Genomic DNA, 17,825 nt, shown 5'->3' on the forward strand with positions numbered 1-17,825 from the left:
AGAGGCCCTCAAGGCTTGCGCAAAAAAAAGCCGCTTACCCGATCAGGGCCAGCGGCTTTCTTTCAACCATAGCTCGATCAGGCAGCGATCAATGCCTTGACCTTGTTCATCGCATTCTTCTCCAGCTGGCGAATCCGCTCAGCCGAAACGCTGTACTTGTCCGCCAGCTCATGCAGCGTGGCCTTCTCTTCCGCCAGCCAGCGCTGGTACAGAATGTCGCGGCTACGCTCGTCCAACCCTTGCAGCGCTTCGTGCAGGTTGCTGGTGGAGTTGTCGCTCCAGTCGGCATCCTCCAGCTGCATCGCCGGGTCGTAACGGTGGTCTTCCAGGTAGTGCGCAGGCGACTGGAAGGCGCTGTCGTCGTCAGCTTCCGCTGCCGGGTCAAAGGCCATGTCCTGGCCGCTCAGGCGGCTTTCCATCTCGCGCACTTCACGCGGCTCGACACCCAGGCTTTCCGCCACACGGTGCACTTCGTCATTGCTCAGCCAGGCCAGACGCTTCTTCTGGCTGCGCAGGTTGAAGAACAGCTTGCGCTGGGCCTTGGTGGTGGCCACCTTGACGATGCGCCAGTTGCGCAGGATGAATTCGTGGATCTCTGCCTTGATCCAGTGCACGGCGAAGGACACCAGGCGCACGCCCATTTCCGGGTTGAAGCGCTTGACGGCTTTCATCAGGCCGACGTTGCCTTCCTGGATCAGGTCGGCCTGGGCCAGCCCGTAGCCGGCGTAGCTACGGGCGATATGCACGACGAAACGCAGGTGGGCCATCACCATCTGGCGAGCGGCCTCGACATCCTGCTCATAATAGAGACGCTCGCCCAGATCACGCTCCTGCTCGACCGTCAGCAGCGGAATGCTGTTGACCGTGTGCACGTAGGCTTCCAGGTTTGCACCGGGTACCAGGGCATAGGCAGGTTGCAACGATGTGGTCATTCAAGAACCTCCGACTTACCAGACTCGCGCCTTGTGGGCGCTGCCAACATTGACCTGGAACGACGGTACAAGTTCCATAGTGAAGAATCTGTCAATGCTGGCACTTAAAAACTATCGCGGCGCCAGCTCGTTCAGGTGGCGGGCGACTGCAATCCATGCACCGATATACCCCAACAGCACCGCTCCGATCAAGAGCGACAGACCATCGGACGCCGGCACTCCGCCCAGGGCGAAGTCACTGCCGTACAGCCCGGAAAGCCCTACCACCGCCTCGTTCAGCCAGTTCAGGCCAAACGCCAGGATACCCCAGGCCAACAGGCCCGCGCCCAGGCCATACAGGGCGCCCATGTACAGGAAAGGCCGGCGCACGTAGGCGTCGGTGCCGCCGACCAGCTTGATCACTTCGATCTCGGTGCGGCGGTTTTCAATGTGTAGCCGAATTGTGTTACCGATTACTAACAGCAAGGCAGAAATGAGCATCACAGCCAGGCCGAAGACAAAACGGTCACCCAGCTTGAGGATCGCCGCCAGGCGCTCGACCCACAGCAGGTCGAGCTGCGCCACCTCGACCCGTGGCAGCTCGGACAAGCGCTGACGCAAGGCTTCCAGCGCCGGTTTGTCGACCTCGGTAGGGGTCACCACGACCACGCCTGGCAGCGGGTTGTCGGGCAGTTCACGCAGGGCTTCGCCCAGGCCGGACTGCTGCTGGAACTCCTCCAGCGCCTGCTCGCGGCTGACATACAGCGCGTCAGCCACACCGGGCATGCCCTTGATCTCGTCGCGCAGCGCCTCGCCTTCGCGGCTTCCGGCGTCGAGCTTGAGGTACAACGAAATCTGCGCGGCACGCTGCCACGAGCCGCCAAGCTTTTCGACGTTCTTCAGTAGTAGCGACAGCCCCATGGGCATGCTCAGCGCTACCGCCATCACCAGGCAGGTGAAGAAGCTGCCGATCGGCTGCTTGCCCAGACGGCGCAGACTGTCGGCCAGGCTGGCACGGTGGCTTTCCAGCCAGGCGTGCAGCAGCGTACGGAAATCCGGGCCGTCATCGTCATCACCGTGTTTTTTCTTTGCCGGTTGCGGATCGGCCGGCTTCGGCGCGACCCGCTCGGAAACTTTTGGTGTGCGTGTAGTGGTCATTGCCCGGCCTCCCCATCGCCGATCAAGCGGCCGCGCTGCAAGGTCAGCATGCGGTGGCGCATGCGCGCAATCAGTGCCAGGTCGTGGCTGGCGATCAATACCGTGGTGCCCAGGCGGTTGATGTCCTCGAACACGCCCATGATCTCCGCAGCCAGGCGTGGGTCGAGGTTACCGGTCGGTTCGTCGGCCAGCAGCAGGGCCGGCTGATGCACGATGGCGCGCGCAATACCCACCCGCTGTTGCTGGCCGGTGGACAGGTCGGCCGGGAACAGCTCGCCTTTGTCGGCCAGCGACACGCGCTCCAGGGCCGAGTCCACGCGCTTGGCGACCTCGGCCTTGGACAAACCGAGTATCTGCAGCGGCAAGGCGATGTTGTTGAACACCGTGCGGTCGAACAACAGCTGATGGTTCTGGAACACCACGCCAATCTGCCGACGCAGGAACGGGATCTGTGCATTGCTGATCTGCCCCAGATCCTGCCCGGCCAGCATCAGCTTGCCGCTGGTCGGACGTTCCATGGCCAGCAGCAGACGCAGCAAGGTACTTTTGCCAGCACCCGAGTGGCCGGTGACGAACAGGAATTCGCCCCGGCGCGCCCGGAAACTCAGCTCATGCAAACCCACATGACCATTGGGATAACGCTTGGCAACCTGTTCGAATCGGATCATGGTCAGTCTCGCTCGGCGAACAGAGCCTTCACGAACGGCTCGGCTTCGAAGGTGCGCAGGTCGTCGATGCCTTCACCAACACCGATAAAGCGGATCGGCAGCTTGAACTGCTTGGCCAGGGCAAAGATCACCCCACCCTTGGCGGTGCCGTCCAGCTTGGTCAGGGCCAGGCCGGTCAGTTCGACGCTCTGGTTGAAGTACTTGGCCTGGCTGATGGCGTTCTGGCCGGTACCGGCATCCAGCACCAGCAGCACCTCGTGCGGTGCTTCGGCGTCGAGCTTGCCGATAACCCGGCGGACCTTCTTCAGTTCTTCCATCAGGTTGTCTTTGGTATGCAGGCGGCCGGCGGTATCGGCGATCAGCACGTCGACGCCACGGGCCTTGGCAGCCTGCACGGCGTCGAAGATCACCGAGGCGGAGTCGGCCCCGGTGTGCTGGGCGATCACCGGGATCTGGTTGCGCTCGCCCCACACCTGCAACTGCTCGACCGCCGCGGCACGGAAGGTGTCACCGGCGGCCAGCATCACTTTCTTGCCTTCAAGTTGCAGCTTCTTGGCCAGTTTGCCGATGGTGGTGGTCTTGCCGGCGCCGTTCACGCCAACCACCAGAATCACGTAAGGCTTGTTCTGCGCCTGCACCACCAGCGGCTGTTCGACGGGACGCAGCAACGCAGCCAGTTCTTCCTGCAGCGATTTGTACAGGGCGTCGGCGTCGGCCAGCTGCTTGCGGGCGACCTTCTGGGTCAGGTTCTGGACGATGGTCGAGGTCGCTTCCACGCCGACATCGGCGGTCAGCAGGCGGGTCTCGATTTCGTCGAGCAGGTCGTCATCGATGACTTTCTTGCCCAGGAACAGGCTGGCCATGCCCTCGCCGATGCTGGCGCTGGTCTTCGACAGGCCCTGCTTGAGGCGTGCGAAGAAGCCGGGCTTGGCCTGCTCGGCCGGTGCAGGTGCCGGTGCCGGTTCGACGGCCGCTGCGGCGACTGCCACAGGGACGACGGGTTCTGGTGCCGGGCGTTCCGGGATGGCCGGCGGGGCCTTCGGCTCCAGGTCCGGCACCAGCGCCACAGGTTCCTCAGCGACCGGCAGTACCAGGTTGCTGACCGGCGCAGCAGGTTCGACCACGGCAGCAGGCTCGACCGGAGCCGTCTGCAAGGGTACGGATGCAATCGGCTGCGGCGTTGGCGCCAGCAGTGGCTGGGAGGCGACCGCTTCAGGCTCGGGGGCCTGCAACGGCTGGGAAGCCACCGGTTCGGGTGTCGGCGCCTGGGCTACCGGGGGCTGGGCGGCTTCGGCGAGCGGCTGCGGCTCGACCTGTACCGGGGTCGCGGGGGCCTGGACGGGCTCAGCGGCCTGCGGCGCTTCGCCGAGAGGGGCCTCTACCGGAGCGGCTGCAGGCTGCTCGACGGCGTGGCTCTCGTGCGCGGGCGAGCCCGCCTCCGCAGGTTGCTGCGGCTTCTTGCGAAACCAGCTGAACAGGCCTTTCTTCTCACCAGCCTCGGCCGGTGCTTTTTTGTCGTCGTTGGAACCAAACATGGAAGACGGCTATCTCAGGGTAGCGATGGGCCAGCTACGGCGCATCGGGAATTCTCTCTACGCAGAACAGACTATCTTGAAGCCGGCTGGTTCATGCGCAACGTTTTGTCTTGATGTCCTGTGGGCCAGAACGGCGACAGGCATGGTCGCCAGGCAACCGGATCAGTATCCTAGCACCTCCTGGCCCACCGACGCTAAACCCGGCGGGCCGCCGAACAGGTTAAACACCGTATGAATGCTCTAGCCCGCCGCGCCGCAGGCCTGTTGCTCGGCACGCTGTGCCTGCCGCTGGCAGCCTTCGCCGCCGATGTGCAACCCACCCACGAATTCATCCTCGACAACGGCCTGAAAGTGGTCGTGCGCGAGGACCATCGCGCCCCGGTGGCGGTCTCGCAGATCTGGTACAAGGTTGGCTCCAGCTACGAAACCCCGGGCCAGACCGGCCTGTCCCACGCGCTGGAACACATGATGTTCAAAGGCAGTGCCAAGGTCGGCCCTGGCGAGGCATCGCGCATCCTGCGGGACATCGGTGCCGAGGAAAACGCCTTTACCAGCGATGACTACACCGCCTATTACCAGGTGCTGGCGCGCGACCGCCTGCCAGTGGCCCTGGAGCTGGAGGCCGACCGCCTGGCCAGCCTGCGCCTGCCAGCCGACGAGTTCAGCCGCGAAATCGAGGTGATCAAGGAAGAACGCCGCCTGCGCACCGACGACCAGCCCAACGCCAAGGCATTCGAGCTGTTCCGCGCCATGGCCTACCCGGCCAGCGGCTACCACACGCCGACCATCGGCTGGATGGCCGACCTCGAACGCATGAAGGTCGAAGAGCTGCGCCGCTGGTATGAATCCTGGTACGCCCCCAACAATGCCACCCTGGTCGTCGTGGGCGACGTCAGCGTCGACGAGGTCAAGGCCCTGGCGCAGAAGTACTTCGGCAGCATCCCCAGGCGTGCCGTGCCGCCAGCCAAGTTGCCCCTGGAACTGGCCGAGCCCGGCCAGCGCCAGCTGACCCTGCACGTACGCACCCAACTGCCCAGCCTGATCTACGGCTTCAACGTCCCCGGCCTGGCCACTGCCAAGGACCCACGCACGGTACATGCCCTGCGCCTGATCTCGGCGCTGCTTGACGGCGGCTACAGCGCGCGCATGCCGGCGCGCCTGGAGCGTGGCCAGGAACTGGTGGCCGGCGCTTCGTCCAGCTACAACGCCTACACCCGCGGCGACAGCCTGTTCCTGATCTCGGCCACACCGAACGTGCAGAAGCACAAGTCCCTGGCGGACGTGGAAAAGGGCATCTGGCAGCTGCTGGATGAGCTCAAGACCACCCCGCCCAGCACCGAGGAACTCGAGCGCGTGCGCGCCCAGGTCATCGCCGGCCTGGTCTACGACCGAGATTCCATCAGCAGCCAGGCCACCACCATCGGTCAGCTGGAAACCGTCGGCCTGTCGTGGAAGCTGATCGACACCGAACTGGAGGAGCTCGAGCGCATTACCCCGCAGGACATCCAGAACGCCGCGCGCACCTACTTCACCCGCGAACGCCTGAGCGTTGCCCATGTACTGCCCGAGGAGTCCGCTCATGAGTGACCGCCGCGCACCACGCACAACCCTGCTAGCCACCGGTATCCGTGCCTTGGCCCTGGCGGCCGTGCTGGCCAGCCCGGCCATGGCCGACAACATCGCCAAGGCTGAAAGCAACGCCGCACGCCCGGCCAAGACCCTGCAGTCGCTGGCCGAGCTGGATGGCAAGGCGCCCAGCCGGCGCCAGCTGAACATCCAGCACTGGAATACCGCTGAAGGCGCCCGGGTGCTGTTCGTCGAAGCCCGCGAGCTGCCCATGTTCGACCTGCGCGTAACCTTCGCCGCCGGTAGCAGCCAGGATGGCGGCGTGCCAGGCCTGGCGGCCCTGACCAACGCCATGCTCAACGAAGGTGTGGCCGGCAAGGACGTGACCGCCATTGCCGAAGGCTTCGAAGGCCTGGGCGCAGACTTTGGCAACGGCTCCTACCGCGACATGGCCGTGGCCTCGCTGCGCAGCCTCAGCGCCAAGGACAAGCGTGACGCGGCGTTGAAGCTGTTTACCGAGGTGGCCGGCAAACCGACCTTCCCGGCAGACGCCCTCAAGCGCATCAAGAACCAGATGCTGGCCGGCTTCGAATACGACAAGCAGAATCCCGGCAAGATCGCTGGCAAGGCCCTGTTCGCCAGGCTCTATGGCGACCACCCCTATGCCCACCCCAGCGACGGTACTGCGGAAAGCATCAACGGCATCACACTGGCCCAGCTGCGCGCCTTCCACGCCAAAGCCTACACCGGTGGCAACGCAGTCATCGCCCTGGTCGGCGACCTCAGCCGCGCCGAGGCCGAAGCCATCGCCGCCCAAGTGTCCGCCGGCCTGCCCAAGGGCCCGGCACTGGCTGCCCCCGCCCAGCCCACTGAAGCCAAGGCAGGCCTCACCCACATCGACTTCCCGTCCAAGCAGACCCACCTGATGCTGGCCGAGCTCGGTATCGATCGCCAGGACCCGGACTGGCCAGCCCTGTCACTGGGCAACCAGATCCTCGGCGGTGGCGCGTTCGGCACCCGGCTGATGGCCGAGGTACGGGAGAAACGCGGCCTGACCTACGGCGTATACTCGGCATTCAGCCCGATGCAGGTACGCGGCCCGTTCATGATCAACCTGCAGACCCGTGCCGAGCTGAGCGAAGGCACACTCAAGCTGGTGCAGGACATTCTTGCCGACTACCTCAAGGCCGGTCCCACCCAGCAAGAGCTGGACGATGCCAAGCGCGAGCTGGCCGGCAGCTTCCCGCTGTCCAATGCCAGCAACGCCAGCATCGTCGGCCAGTTGGGCGCAATTGGCTTCTACAACCTGCCGTTGACCTGGCTGGAGGACTTCATGCAGCAGTCCCAGGCGCTCACCGTCGAACAGGTCAAGGCGGCCATGAACAAACACCTGTCAGCCGATAAACTGGTGATCGTCACCGTGGGCCCGAAAGTGCCACAGAAACCGCTGCCAGCACCTACCGACAAACCCTCCGGGCAAGCGCTCGGGGTACCGGAGCACTAATGCCAAGAACCACCCCTCCCGCCCGCCCGCAACCGGGCCAGAGCAAGGGCCAGGGTCACCTGCGTATCATCGCCGGCGAGTGGCGCAGCCGCCGCCTGGCGGTTCCGGATGGCGAAGGCCTGCGGCCAACGCCTGACCGCGTGCGCGAAACCCTGTTCAACTGGCTGGCCCCTCATATCGAGGGCGCCCGTGTGCTGGACGCGTTTACCGGCAGCGGTGCCCTGGTGCTCGAAGCCTTGTCCCGCGGGGCCGAGGACGCCGTAGCGCTGGACAGCAACCCGGCCGCCATCGCCAACCTGAAGAACAACCTCGAAATCCTGCGTTGCCCACGCGGGCAGATCCTGCAGACCGATGCCCTGCGCTATCTGCAGGGTCCGGCCAAGCAGCAATTCGACGTAGTGTTCCTCGATCCGCCGTTCCATCAGGACCTGCTGGCCAACACCTGTAACCTGCTGGAGCAGAACCAGTGGCTGCAGGAACAGGCCTGGGTCTACACCGAAAGCGAAAGCGCGCCGTCGACCTTGCAGCTGCCTGGCAACTGGCGCCTGCACCGCGAGAAGAAAACCGGCCAGGTATACTACGCACTCTGGCAGCGCGGCTGACCGGGTAACCGCGGGTTGGCCAGGATGGCCGACCCGCCTGCCCTCGCTGCAACTGCCCCCTACCGACCAATAGCGCACGTACAGTGGCGCTGTTTCATGGCACTCTAGGCAGGCACATCACGAGTCGCCCAGCATGCCTAGTTCCAGTGCCACATTCCGCCCGGCCATCGGCCTGTCCAACCCTCACCTGCAAACCCTGTGGGGGCCACTGTGGCGCAAGCTGCCCGACCTGCCGCGCAACCGCGAGCGACTGTGGCTGGCCGATGGCGACTTCATCGACCTGGACTGGCACGGCCCGCACCAGCCCCATGCGCCCCTGGTACTGGTGCTGCACGGGTTGACCGGCTCATCGCATTCGCCCTACGTCAAAGGCTTGCAGCAGGCGTTGCAAGGCTGCGGCTGGGCCAGCGTGGCAGTCAACTGGCGTGGTTGTTCGGGCGAACCCAACCTGCTGCCGCGCAGTTACCATTCCGGTGCCAGCGAAGACCTCGCAGAAATCGTCAGCCACCTGCGTGCCCAGCGCCCCTTGGCACCGTTGTATGCGGTGGGCTACTCGCTGGGCGGTAACGTGCTGCTCAAGTACCTGGGTGAAAGCGGCGTCGCCAGCCAGCTGGAAGCGGCAGTGGCGGTGTCGGTGCCGTTTCGTCTGGACCATTGCGCCGACCGTATCGGCCAGGGATTCTCGAAGGTGTACCAGGCGCATTTCATGCGCGAGATGCTGGCGTACGTGCAGCTCAAGCAGCGCCACTTTCACGACAATGGCCAGCATGAACGGCTGGCGACACTGCAACGGCTGGGGCCGCTGGGCAAGTTGCGCACTTTCTGGGACTTCGATGGCAAGGTCACTGCCCCACTGAACGGCTTTCGCGATGTGCACGACTACTATCGCCGTTCATCGAGCCACTTTTTCCTGGGCAGCAACCGCACGCCGACCCTCATCATCCATTCAAGCGATGACCCATTCGTTTCAGACCACAGCCTGCCCACGGCACGTGAGCTGGCGCCGCAGACCCGTTTCGAGCTGCACAAACGGGGTGGCCACGTGGGGTTCGTCGATGGCAGCCTGCGCAACCCAGGGTATTACCTGGAGCGGCGGATTCCGCAGTGGCTGTTGCAAGGCCAGTAAAGCAGTAACGGCCTCAGCGCCGGCAAACCGGCGCTGAGGCCAGGCCTGCTCATTCGCCGGTCGCTACGCCATGCGCCGGGTCGTTGATCCATTCACTCCAGGACCCGGCATACAGTTTGCCCAGCGGATACCCCGCCAGCGCCAGCGCAAACAGGTTATGGCAAGCAGTCACCCCTGATCCGCAATACGCAACCAACTGCTCAGGCGCGCGCCCGGCCAGCTTCTCGGCAAAGCGCTGCCTGAGCTGCTCCGCCGGCAGGAAGCACCCGTCAGCCCCCAGGTTGTCGGTGAACGCTGCGCACTGGGCGCCCGGGATATGCCCCGCCACCGGGTCGATCGGCTCCACTTCCCCACGAAACCGCGGCAAGGCACGCGCGTCGAGCAACGTCAGGTCGTCTGCCCCCAGGCGCTTGGCCAGATGCCCGGCATCGATCAGCAGCTTGGCGTCCGGCTCACCTGTGAAGGTGCCTTCCCGCTTGGCTGGCGGGTCGAGGCTCAGCGGCAGGTGCGCCGCATGCCAGGCCTTCAGCCCGCCGTCGAGGATTGCCACACCGCTGCGCTTGCCCAGCCAGGCCAGCAACCACCACGCCCGGGCGGCAAAGGCGCCAGGGCCGTCGTCGTACAGTACCACCTCGCTGTCATTGTCCAGGCCCCACTCGCGCAGGCGTTCAACAAGCCGCTGCGCATCCGGCAACGGGTGGCGCCCGGTGCGGCCTTTGCTCACCGGCCCACTCAGGTCACGCTCCAGGTCGGCAAAATGCGCCCCGGCAATATGCCCCTGGGCGTAGCTGCGTTGGCCATAGTCCACATCCTCCAGAGCAAAGCGGCAGTCGAGTATCACCAACTTGGCCGAACCCAGACGCTCGGCCAACTGCTGCGGGGTGATCAATTGCGCAAGGGGCATGACAATCTCCTGATCGAGGGCACTAGGGCCCCGGGCTACTGCGCCAGGGCCTGGTTGAACGGTACATGGAATTCCTGACACAGGGCGTCCACGGCGCTGCGGGCATTCTCGGTGACGAAGCCAAGCTCCAGCACCAGCACCTGATAGACGCCGCGCTTGAAGGCTTCTTCGCCCAAATGCGCGGAGTGCTCCCGCGTGGTACTGAGAAAACGCACCCAGGACGTCAGCACGATCCAGGCGTTGATCGTCAGCGATTCGATCTGCGCCGGTACCATGGCCAGGATCCCCGCCTCGACGAAGCCGCGGTAGATGGCCTGGCCCTGGCGCAGGCAGCGCTCGGAAAAGCGCCGGTAACGGGCGGCCAGCTCCGGGTCACTGTCGAGCAGATGCTCGAGGTCACGGTGCAGGAAGCGGTAGTTCCACATTGCGGCCAGCAGGGCCTTGAGGTAGAAGCGCTTGTCTTCCACGGTCGCTGGGCGACCTTGCGGCGGGCGCAGGAAGCTGTCCACCAGTTCTTCGTACTGGCTGAACAACAGGGCGATGATCGCCTGTTTGTTGGGGAAGTGGTAATACAGGTTGCCGGGTGAGATTTCCATGTGCGCGGCAATGTGGTTGGTACTGACGCTACGTTCACCCTGCTGGTTGAACAGCTCAAGGCTGTTCTGCACGATGCGCTCTCGGGTCTTCATGCGCGGCGCCATGCTCGGCTCCCAGTCTGCGGGCTTCATCAAAAGGTCATATTACGGCGTATTGGCGGTGGAATGCACCGCATGAATGCGCGGAAAAAGTCGCACCATCGCCCGGTTTAGAGTATAGGCTCTAAGGATTTCCCGCCCGGACTCGCCACTGCCATGAACTCGCCTAGTGCCCTGCCTCCTGTGCAATCCGACACCGACCTGGCGACGATGTTCGCTGTTCAGCGCCGGGCCTTTTCCGGCAACCCGCTGCCACCCGCGGCGCAGCGGCGGCAATGGCTGAAAAGCCTGCGCGAGGCCTTGCTGGCCGGCCAGGCGGAGCTGATCGAAGCCATCGGCCAGGACTTTGAAGGGCGCAGCGCCAACGAGACCCTGCTGGCCGAACTGCTGCCTTCGGTGCAGGGCCTGCGCCACGCCGAAAAACACCTGCAACGCTGGATGCGCGCCAGCCGGCGCCGGGTCGGCCTGGCCTTCCAGCCCGCCAGCGCGCAGGTGCGCTATCAACCCTTGGGCGTGGTCGGCATCATCGTGCCGTGGAACTACCCGCTGTTCCTGGCCATCGGCCCGCTGACCTGCGCCCTGGCCGCTGGCAACCGGGTCATGCTCAAGCTCAGCGAAGCCACACCGGCTTGTGGCCGCGCGCTGAAACAGCTGCTGGAGCGCGTATTCCCCAGCGACCTGGTCAGCGTGGTGCTTGGCGAAGTCGAGGTGGGCAAGGCCTTCGCCCGCCTGCCTTTCGACCACCTGTTGTTCACCGGTGCCACCAGCGTCGGGCGTCAGGTGATGCTGGCTGCGGCACACAACCTGACTCCGGTCACGCTGGAACTCGGTGGCAAGTCGCCGGCGATTGTCTCGGCCGACATACCGCTGGACAGCGCCGCCGAACGCATCGCCTTCGGCAAGACCCTGAATGCTGGCCAGACCTGCGTCGCCCCCGACTACGTGCTGGTGCCGCGCGAGCGGCTACAGGCCTTCGCCGACGCCTATCAGCGTGCGGTACGCCGGCTGTACCCGCGCATCGCCGATAACCCCGACTATACCGCCATCATCAACCCGTACCAGCTGCAGCGCTTGCAGGGCCTGCTGGACGATGCCAGCGCCAAGGGCGCGCAGGTGCTGGACATCTACCCCAACGAAACCCGCCAGGGTCGGCGCCTGCCGCCGCACCTGTTGCTCGACGTGCACGACGACATGCAAGTGATGCAGGACGAGATCTTCGGCCCGCTGCTGCCGTTGGTGCCCTACGACGGTCTCGAACAGGCGCTGGCCTACATCAACCAACGACCACGCCCGCTGGCGCTGTACTACTTCGGCTATGACCGCGCCGGCCAGGAGCAGGTGCTGCGTCACACCCATTCCGGCGGCGTGTGCCTGAACGACACCCTGCTTCACGTAGCCCAGGACGACCTGCCGTTCGGCGGCATCGGCCCTTCGGGTATGGGCCACTACCACGGCCATGACGGGTTCCTCACCTTCAGCAAGGCCAAGGCGGTATTGGCCAAGCAACGCTTCAATGCCGCGCGGCTGGTCTACCCGCCTTATGGCAAAGCCCTGCAGCGCCTGGTTTTCAAGCTATTCATCCGCTGAGGGCCGGCCCATGCACCGTCGCGATCTGCTGCGTTTCAGCCTTGGCGCCAGCCTGATCCTGGCCGGTACCAGCCTGGTCGGCTGCCGCGCACAAACAGCCGCGACCGGTTACCACGCATTGCGCGACGATGACCTGCCGCTACTGAGTGCGCTGATCCCGGTGGTCCTGGCCGACACACAGGCCACCGAAACATTGGTGCTGCACAGCCTCGACCACAAGCTGGCGGCGCTGTCACCTGAGATGCTCAAGCTCACCCGGCAACTGTTCGACGTGCTCAGCCTGCCGCTCACCCGCGGCCCCCTGACAGGTGTCTGGGGCGCCTGGGAACAAGCCAGCCCCGCGCAAGCCAGGGCCTTCCTGCAGCGTTGGCAGGACAGCTCGCTGAACCTGCTGCGCATGGGCCACGCCTCGCTCTTGCAGTTGCTGCAGATGGCCTGGTACGAACGCCCTGAATCCTGGGCCGCCTGCGGCTACCCAGGGCCACCGAAGATCTGAAAACAACAAGAGCAGCGCAGATGCCTGTACCCGACCCGTTTCGCCAAGGCCTGGAGCATGGCTGGATCACCCATGACGCTTCGCGCCTGGAGCAGGACCTCATCCTGGAAGCCGACGTTGCCGTGATTGGCAGCGGTGCCGGTGGCGCAACCAGTGCACAAATGCTCAGCGCCGCCGGCTTCAAGGTGCTGCTGGTCGAAGAAGGCCCGTTGAAGACCAGCAGCGATTTCCACCTGCTGGAAAACGAAGCCTACGCCAGCCTGTACCAGGAAGGCCTGGGGCGCATGAGCAAGGATGGCGCCATCACCATTCTGCAGGGCCGCGCCGTGGGTGGCACCACGCTGGTCAATTGGACTTCGAGTTTTCGCACCCCGCCCGAGACCCTGGCGTACTGGGCCTCGGCCCATAACGTGAGCGGCCTGGACGAAACGCAGATGCGCCCCTGGTTCGAACGTATCGAACAGGAACTGGGCATCAGCCCCTGGGCACTGCCGCCGAACGCCAACAACGACGTGCTGCGCCGTGGCTGCGAGCAGCTGGGCTACCGCTGGGCGGTGATTCCGCGCAACGTGCGCGGCTGTTGGAACCTGGGCTATTGCGGCATGGGTTGCCCGGTGAATGCCAAGCAATCGATGCTCGTAACCCGCATTCCCGCGACGCTCGAGCAAGGCGGCGAGTTACTCTATCTGGCCCGGGCCGAGCGCTTCGAGCACAACGGCGAACGCATCCATGGCCTGACCTGCCAGGCGCTGGACAGCCAGGGCATACACCCTTCGGGCTGCCAGGTCCGCATACGTGCGCGCCATTACGTTCTGGCCGGGGGCGGTATCAACAGCCCGGCGCTACTGCTGCGGTCCGCTGCGCCCGACCCGCACGGCTGCCTGGGCAAGCGCACCTTCCTGCACCTGGTGAACTTCAGCGCAGCACGCTTCAACGAACGTATCGATCCCTACTACGGCGCCCCGCAGTCCATCTACAGTGACCACTTCCAATGGCAAGGCGGCGTCGACGGCCCGATTGGCTACAAGCTGGAGGTACCGCCGTTGCACCCGGCCCTGGCCAGCACCCTGCTGGGTGGGTATGGCGAGGACAATGCCCGGCGCATGGCCGAGCTACCCCATACCCATGTGATGCTGGCACTGCTGCGCGACGGCTTTCACCCGCAAAGCCAGGGTGGGACGGTGGAGCTGCGCGGCGATGGCTCTCCCGTGCTCGACTACCCGCTCACCGGCTACCTGTATGACGGTTTGCGCCGCGCCTATCGCAGCATGGCGCAAATCCAGTTCGCCGCCGGCGCCACCCAGGTAACCCCCGTGCACAGCGATGCCCGTGCTGCGTCCAGCCTGCAACAGGCCTTGGCCATGATCGATAGCTTGCGCCTGGAGCCGTTTCGCACGCGCCTGGGCAGCGCCCACGTGATGGGCGGTTGTGCCCTGGGGGAAGACCCGCGCCAGGCGGTATGCGACAGCCTGGGCCGCCATCACCAGTTGGAGAACCTGTCGATACACGACGGTTCGCTGTTCCCCACCAGCATCGGCGCCAACCCGCAATTGTCGGTGTATGCCATCAGCGCCAGGCTCAGCGAGGCCCTGATTGCCCGCCTGGCACACAGCGCATGACAACGAACGCGGCCCCTGTCTATAGTGCCATCAGCCGGCCGCATGACTTGGCCGGGCGCAGTCGCTGCGCTACCATCCGACTCCCCAACGCACTCCAGCCAGGATGACGCGATGAACCGAGTGTTGTACCCGGGTACTTTCGACCCCATTACCAAAGGCCATGGCGATCTGGTCGAACGCGCCTCGCGGCTGTTCGACCATGTGATCATCGCCGTGGCGGCCAGCCCCAAGAAAAACCCGCTGTTCCCGCTGGAACAACGGGTGGAGCTCGCCCGTGAGGTCACCAAGCACCTGCCCAATGTCGAAGTCATCGGCTTCTCCTCGCTGCTGGCACACTTCGCCAAGGAACAGGGCGCGAACGTGTTCCTGCGTGGCCTGCGGGCGGTATCCGACTTCGAGTACGAGTTCCAGCTGGCGAACATGAACCGGCAACTGGCCCCCGATGTCGAGAGCCTGTTCCTCACGCCTTCGGAGCGTTATTCCTTCATTTCCTCGACTTTGGTCCGGGAAATCGCCGCATTGGGGGGGGATATCAGCAAGTTCGTCCACCCGGCGGTGGCCGACGCGTTGACCGAACGCTTCAGGAAGTAAGCCGGACAGCTGATTATCGCGCCCGCGTGCACTGCGGGCGCGAATGCGGCACAATTGTGCCCACTGCGTTGAATATGCCCGGGCGCAGAGCCCCGGCCGGAGTCCCCATGTCCCTGATCATCACCGACGATTGCATCAACTGCGACGTCTGCGAACCCGAGTGCCCGAACGAGGCCATCTCCCAAGGCGAAGAGATCTACGTGATCGACCCTAACCTGTGCACCCAGTGCGTGGGCCATTACGACGAGCCGCAATGCCAGCAGGTTTGCCCGGTCGACTGCATCCCGCTGGATGAAGCGCACCCGGAAACCGAAGAAGAGCTGATGGCCAAGTATCGTCGTATTACCGGCAAGGCCTGAACCTACAGGCCTGCGCGGCACCTGTAGGAGCGGCCTTGTGTCGCGATGGGGCGCGCAGCGCCCCCAAGATTTCCGCCCTTACGACTTACAGCGCACCCCCTCAGCGCTGGCAACGCGGGCAGTACACGCTGGCCCGCTGCCCCAGCTTGACCTCGCGCAATGGCGTGCCGCACAGCTTGCACGGCTGCCCGCCTCGCCCATACACGAACAATTCCTGCTGGAAGTACCCCGGCTGGCCATCGCCGCCGATGAAGTCGCGCAAGGTGGTGCCGCCCTGCTCGATTGCCGCCGCGAGCACCCGCTTGATCTCTATCGTCAGCTTCAGGTAACGCGCCCGTGAAATCCCGCCGGCCGCGCGTCGTGGGTCGATCCCGGCGGCGAACAGCGCCTCGGTGGCGTAGATGTTGCCCACCCCCACCACCACTGCGTTGTCCATGATGAACGGCTTGACCGCCATCGAACGCCCGCGGGACAACTGGAACAACCGCTCGCCGTCGAACAGGTCGGTCAGTGGCTCCGGCCCCAGGCGCAGCAGCAGTTCGTGGTTGAACGGGTCCTGGCTCCACAGCATCGCGCCAAAGCGGCGCGGGTCGGTGTAGCGCAGCATCAGCCCCGACTCCAGTTCGATGTCGACGTGCTCGTGCTTGGCCGCCGGCAAACCCAGCTCGACCAGGCGCAGGTTGCCCGACATGCCCAGGTGGCTGATCAGCGTACCGACCTCGGCATTGATCAGCAGGTACTTGGCGCGCCGCTCGACACTGACGATGCGCTGCCCTGACAGGCGCACGTCCAGGTCTTCGGGAACCGGCCAGCGCAGGCGCCGGTCACGCACCACCACCCGGCTGACGCGCTGGCCTACCAGGTGCGGCGCGATACCGCGCCGGGTGGTTTCTACTTCGGGTAATTCCGGCATGTGTCAGTGCCCGCCCAACTCGCGAATGTTCTGCTTGAGGTTTTCGAAATCGTATTCCGACAAGCCTATGTAATCGAGCACCAGCGGGCCGACCACCTGCCATTCATGGTCCAGCGGCTGGTTGCCCAGTACCCGGTAGGAGGCACAGATGTGCTCGGCCATTTTCAATACCGCCAGGAGGTTCTTCAGCTGGCTCTGGGTATTGCGCGAGCTTTCGTCGCGGAATACCGCCAGGGCATTGTGGTGGTTGGCGATGGCCGCGCTGAGGTGCTCGGGCAGGCGCCAGGACTTGGCGGTGAAATAGCCGACCACCGCATGGTTGGTGTTGAAGGCCCGGTTTTCGCTGTCGACGATCCGGGTTTCCCCGTCGGCTGTGGCATAGGCCTGCTCCAGCACCTCCATGTAGTCGGGGAAGCGCTTGAGCATCAGCGGCACGCCGCAGTCATGGAACAGACCGAGGGTGTAGGCCTCGTCCGCCGGCTGGATGCCGGTGCGCTTGGCCAGGGTCAGGCAGGTCATCGCCACATCCTGGGCGGTATCCCAGAAGCGGTTTAGGGTGACGATGGTCTCGTCGCTCATTTCGCTCTTGATCGACTGGGCGTTGATCAGGTTGATGATCGAACGGCTACCCAGCAGGTTCACCGCGCGCTGGATCGAACCGATCTTGTTGGAAAGGCCGAAGTGCGGGGAGTTGACCAGCTTGAGCAAGGCGCCCGAAAGCCCGGGGTCCTGGGCAATCAGCTTGGCGATGGTTTCCAGGTCAGGGTCTGGCATGTACTGCTCGAACTGCAGATCGACCATGATTTGCGGTTGCGGCGGGATGGTGATGCCTTGCAAGGCTTGCTGAATCTGTTCGGCGCTGAGTTCCTGGGACATACGTGCACACTCGTTCGGGACGAGCGATTCTAACCCCCCGCACCGGCAAGGGACCAACCACTGAATCGTAACGCCGGAACTTTCCTTGGCCGCCACGGGCCTCTTTTTCACATTCATCGGAAAAGGAGCAAGCACCATGAGTGCGGAACTGAACGGCAAGCGCGTAGCCTTTCTGGTCACCGACGGCTTCGAGCAGGTGGAGCTGACCGGCCCCCGCGAAGCCCTTGAACAGAGCGGCGCGGTGGTGGATATCCTCAGCGACAAGGAGGGCACGGTACGCGGTTGGAACCATGACCAGCCGGCGGATGAATTCGCCGTGGATGCCACTTTCGAAGGTGCCCACCTGGACCTCTACGATGCCTTGGTGCTCCCTGGCGGCGTGCAAAACTCTGACACGATTCGGCTCATCCCCGCGGCGCAGAAACTGGTGAAAAGCCACGAGTCGGCCGGCAAACCGCTGGCGGTGATCTGCCACGGAGGCTGGTTGCTGGTGTCATGCGGGCTGGTCAAGGGCAAACGGATGACCAGCTACAAGACCCTGCATGACGACATTCGCAACGCCGGCGGCGAGTGGGTGGATGAGGAGGTCGTGGTCGATGGCAAGCTGATCAGCAGCCGCCAGCCCGATGACATTCCGGCGTTCAACCAGCAGTTGATCAAGGCATTGGCGGCCTGATGCCATGTCACGGATGACACGACACAAGGCCGTTCCTAC

General features: G+C 64.5%; 18 protein-coding genes. 10 read left to right on the forward strand and 8 right to left on the reverse strand.

Annotated features, from left to right (window positions below; translation table 11 throughout):
* Positions 1-77: 77 nt before the first annotated feature.
* The 4 genes from rpoH to ftsY form a co-directional block, all read right to left on the reverse strand.
* On the reverse strand, positions 78-932 hold the full coding sequence (gene rpoH, locus ACLEJP_RS19840; protein WP_170033417.1) for an RNA polymerase sigma factor RpoH: 855 nt from the start codon (positions 930-932) through the stop codon (positions 78-80).
* Between the two features lie 111 nt (positions 933-1,043).
* Positions 1,044-2,069, reverse strand: coding sequence for a permease-like cell division protein FtsX (gene ftsX, locus ACLEJP_RS19845; protein WP_200626478.1), 1,026 nt, complete (start codon positions 2,067-2,069; stop codon positions 1,044-1,046).
* Positions 2,066-2,737: a cell division ATP-binding protein FtsE gene (ftsE, locus tag ACLEJP_RS19850; RefSeq protein WP_056794328.1), complete on the reverse strand. Its 672-nt coding sequence runs from the start codon at positions 2,735-2,737 to the stop codon at positions 2,066-2,068. The genes ftsX and ftsE overlap by 4 nt, the downstream gene beginning before the upstream one ends.
* Positions 2,738-2,739: 2 nt before the next feature.
* Positions 2,740-4,272 carry a signal recognition particle-docking protein FtsY gene (gene ftsY / locus ACLEJP_RS19855; protein WP_440809090.1) on the reverse strand — a complete coding sequence of 511 codons (1,533 nt, stop codon included), beginning with the start codon at positions 4,270-4,272 and terminating at the stop codon, positions 2,740-2,742.
* Between the two features lie 231 nt (positions 4,273-4,503).
* Between ftsY and ACLEJP_RS19860 the strand changes: the two genes are divergently transcribed.
* The 4 genes from ACLEJP_RS19860 (at position 4,504) to ACLEJP_RS19875 (ending at position 9,070) form a co-directional block, all read left to right on the forward strand.
* A complete protein-coding gene (locus tag ACLEJP_RS19860) occupies positions 4,504-5,859 on the forward strand; it encodes a M16 family metallopeptidase (RefSeq protein ID WP_440809093.1) in 1,356 nt (451 codons plus the stop codon).
* The gene (locus ACLEJP_RS19865; RefSeq protein WP_440809095.1) at positions 5,852-7,342 is read left to right on the forward strand and encodes a M16 family metallopeptidase; all 1,491 of its coding nucleotides are present in this window, start codon (positions 5,852-5,854) and stop codon (positions 7,340-7,342) included. Before ACLEJP_RS19860 ends, ACLEJP_RS19865 begins: the two co-directional genes overlap by 8 nt.
* A complete protein-coding gene (gene rsmD / locus ACLEJP_RS19870) occupies positions 7,342-7,944 on the forward strand; it encodes a 16S rRNA (guanine(966)-N(2))-methyltransferase RsmD (RefSeq protein WP_440809097.1) in 603 nt (200 codons plus the stop codon). The genes ACLEJP_RS19865 and rsmD overlap by 1 nt, the downstream gene beginning before the upstream one ends.
* A gap of 133 nt (positions 7,945-8,077) precedes the next feature.
* Complete coding sequence (locus ACLEJP_RS19875) at positions 8,078-9,070, forward strand: hydrolase (protein WP_289133538.1); 993 nt, start codon at positions 8,078-8,080, stop codon at positions 9,068-9,070.
* Positions 9,071-9,119: 49 nt separating this feature from the next.
* Here ACLEJP_RS19875 and ACLEJP_RS19880 read toward each other — a convergent pair whose 3' ends face one another.
* Positions 9,120-9,974 (reverse strand): sulfurtransferase, encoded by an 855-nt coding sequence (locus ACLEJP_RS19880; protein WP_440809099.1) that lies wholly within the window; start codon positions 9,972-9,974, stop codon positions 9,120-9,122.
* A 35-nt stretch (positions 9,975-10,009) separates the two neighbouring features.
* On the reverse strand, positions 10,010-10,675 hold the full coding sequence (locus ACLEJP_RS19885; protein ID WP_225780764.1) for a TetR/AcrR family transcriptional regulator: 666 nt from the start codon (positions 10,673-10,675) through the stop codon (positions 10,010-10,012).
* Between the two features lie 150 nt (positions 10,676-10,825).
* Here ACLEJP_RS19885 and ACLEJP_RS19890 point away from each other — a divergent pair, with 150 nt between their 5' ends.
* From ACLEJP_RS19890 to ACLEJP_RS19910, 5 genes are all read left to right on the forward strand, one after another.
* Complete coding sequence (locus ACLEJP_RS19890; RefSeq protein WP_440809102.1) at positions 10,826-12,256, forward strand: coniferyl aldehyde dehydrogenase; 1,431 nt, start codon at positions 10,826-10,828, stop codon at positions 12,254-12,256.
* A gap of 10 nt (positions 12,257-12,266) precedes the next feature.
* The gene (locus tag ACLEJP_RS19895; RefSeq protein WP_440809104.1) at positions 12,267-12,752 is read left to right on the forward strand and encodes a twin-arginine translocation pathway signal protein; all 486 of its coding nucleotides are present in this window, start codon (positions 12,267-12,269) and stop codon (positions 12,750-12,752) included.
* A 20-nt stretch (positions 12,753-12,772) separates the two neighbouring features.
* On the forward strand, positions 12,773-14,371 hold the full coding sequence (locus tag ACLEJP_RS19900; protein ID WP_440809107.1) for a GMC family oxidoreductase N-terminal domain-containing protein: 1,599 nt from the start codon (positions 12,773-12,775) through the stop codon (positions 14,369-14,371).
* Positions 14,372-14,482: 111 nt separating this feature from the next.
* Positions 14,483-14,962, forward strand: coding sequence for a pantetheine-phosphate adenylyltransferase (coaD, locus tag ACLEJP_RS19905; RefSeq protein ID WP_225779623.1), 480 nt, complete (start codon positions 14,483-14,485; stop codon positions 14,960-14,962).
* Positions 14,963-15,069: 107 nt separating this feature from the next.
* The gene (locus ACLEJP_RS19910) at positions 15,070-15,321 is read left to right on the forward strand and encodes a YfhL family 4Fe-4S dicluster ferredoxin (protein ID WP_013974644.1); all 252 of its coding nucleotides are present in this window, start codon (positions 15,070-15,072) and stop codon (positions 15,319-15,321) included.
* A gap of 100 nt (positions 15,322-15,421) precedes the next feature.
* Here the strand turns inward: ACLEJP_RS19910 and mutM are convergent, their stop codons facing one another.
* Both mutM and ACLEJP_RS19920 read right to left on the reverse strand, forming a co-directional pair.
* Positions 15,422-16,234: a bifunctional DNA-formamidopyrimidine glycosylase/DNA-(apurinic or apyrimidinic site) lyase gene (mutM, locus tag ACLEJP_RS19915; protein ID WP_440809110.1), complete on the reverse strand. Its 813-nt coding sequence runs from the start codon at positions 16,232-16,234 to the stop codon at positions 15,422-15,424.
* A 3-nt stretch (positions 16,235-16,237) separates the two neighbouring features.
* The gene (locus ACLEJP_RS19920) at positions 16,238-17,056 is read right to left on the reverse strand and encodes an HDOD domain-containing protein (protein ID WP_440809266.1); all 819 of its coding nucleotides are present in this window, start codon (positions 17,054-17,056) and stop codon (positions 16,238-16,240) included.
* A gap of 190 nt (positions 17,057-17,246) precedes the next feature.
* Here ACLEJP_RS19920 and ACLEJP_RS19925 point away from each other — a divergent pair, with 190 nt between their 5' ends.
* Positions 17,247-17,786 (forward strand): type 1 glutamine amidotransferase domain-containing protein, encoded by a 540-nt coding sequence (locus ACLEJP_RS19925; RefSeq protein ID WP_440809113.1) that lies wholly within the window; start codon positions 17,247-17,249, stop codon positions 17,784-17,786.
* The last annotated feature ends 39 nt before the right edge of the window (positions 17,787-17,825 follow it).

Source organism: Pseudomonas sp. SMV7, assembly GCF_052041995.1.
Taxonomy (GTDB): Bacteria; Pseudomonadota; Gammaproteobacteria; order Pseudomonadales; family Pseudomonadaceae; genus Aquipseudomonas.